Genomic DNA, 1,486 nt, shown 5'->3' with positions numbered 1-1,486 from the left:
CAACATTCGATAACTGTAAAACTAACAATCACTTTTTCTTATTATTTATTGGAGTCTTTCCTTTTGGGAAACTCGAAAGTGTTTCTAAGAATCTATAAGTTCTTATGCTGCTAAAGTAGTTAAAGGTTGTACTTTTTCTGGACAATAGGATTCATTTCGTTTAGCAATACCTACAAATATACGAGCTAATTTACCAACCAATTTCATAATAGATTTCATTTTCTTCATTTTTTTAACTTTAACATTATGAGCGTGTATTGCTTTAAATTCTGGGTTGTTCATCACAAGGCTCATTGTGGCTAAGTAAAGGAATCGCCGTAGTCTTGACCTCCCACGTTTAGAAATGACAATTTGACCTTTCCACTTTCCTGAACTTGCTTCAGCTAGGTGCAATCCTGCATGTCTTAGTAAAGAATTGCCGTGGGCAAAGCCACTTAAATCTCCTGCTTCCCCTAATATACCAGCCAAAGAAATTTCACTAATTCCTTTAATAGTAAGCAATTGCTGGGCATAAGGAATTTGTTTAAGTGCTTCTGTGACCTGTTGTTCAACTCTTTCGAGTTGTGTGGTTGCGAGATCGTATTCCTCTAATAATTGTTGTAGATGAAATTTATAAGCATCAAGTGCTTGCTTAGTGCCAATCGAACGATTAGCTAAATGAATTAGTAATTGGGCCTTTTTTAATCCAGGCTGTCTCTTCATCAGTGATTTCCACCCGATAACAACGTTTTGAGGTTGCATTGAACGCAATTCCATTGGTGTAGGAAATAAGCGAAGGGTTGCGATTGCCCCTTTACCTTTCACGTCTTTAAAAACTTGTCGAAGCTCTGGAAAGACAACATCTACCCAACGATTTAATTGGTTGATTGAACTAACAAGACGCTTCACAATCACATCACGGTTAGACATAAGAACACGAAGTTCTTCAAATGATTCAGAAGTGGGATGAACGATGGAATAGTAACCATTTTTCACCATATCAGCGATAACTAGTGCATCTTTTTTATCGCTTTTCGACTGGGTATTATCTCGATTCTCTTTATTCCTTTTTACATGGTACGGATTTACTGTTACAACATCAATATTCTGTTCGAAAAGCCATTTTGATAGATTAATCCAGTAATGTCCCGTAGGTTCCATGCCGACTATAGTGGTAACTAAGTTATTTGTCCTTTTTAATTTGTTAATCCAGTGCAATAAAATAGTAAATCCATCTTCGTTATTTTCAAATGTGAGAGGATCGCCGACTACAATTCCACGGAAATTCACTGCTCGAGCGACGTGAAATTGTTGAGCAATGTCCACACCAACAACGAGATGTTTATCGGAAATTCTTTCTATTAGTTGATTTTGCTTGTCTTGCATTTTAAACTTCATAGTAGGGGTTCCTCCTAAGGTTTGAGTTAGAGTGGTGTCTATACTCATATCTTACTGAGGAGCTCTTTTTTTATCAAAGTCAATAATTAACTCTCTACAGGAATGCTAA

General features: G+C 36.5%; 1 protein-coding gene. It reads right to left on the bottom strand.

Annotation, left to right across the window (positions count from 1 at the left end):
• Positions 1-102 precede the first annotated feature (102 nt).
• Positions 103-1,377 carry an IS110 family RNA-guided transposase gene (locus ACE198_RS27945; protein WP_098576544.1) on the bottom strand — a complete coding sequence of 425 codons (1,275 nt, stop codon included), beginning with the start codon at positions 1,375-1,377 and terminating at the stop codon, positions 103-105.
• Positions 1,378-1,486 lie beyond the last annotated feature (109 nt).

This window comes from Neobacillus sp. KR4-4 (assembly GCF_042136325.1).
In the GTDB taxonomy this organism is placed as follows: Bacteria; Bacillota; Bacilli; order Bacillales; family Cytobacillaceae; genus Neobacillus.
This window is presented reverse-complemented; position numbering and strand designations above follow the sequence as displayed.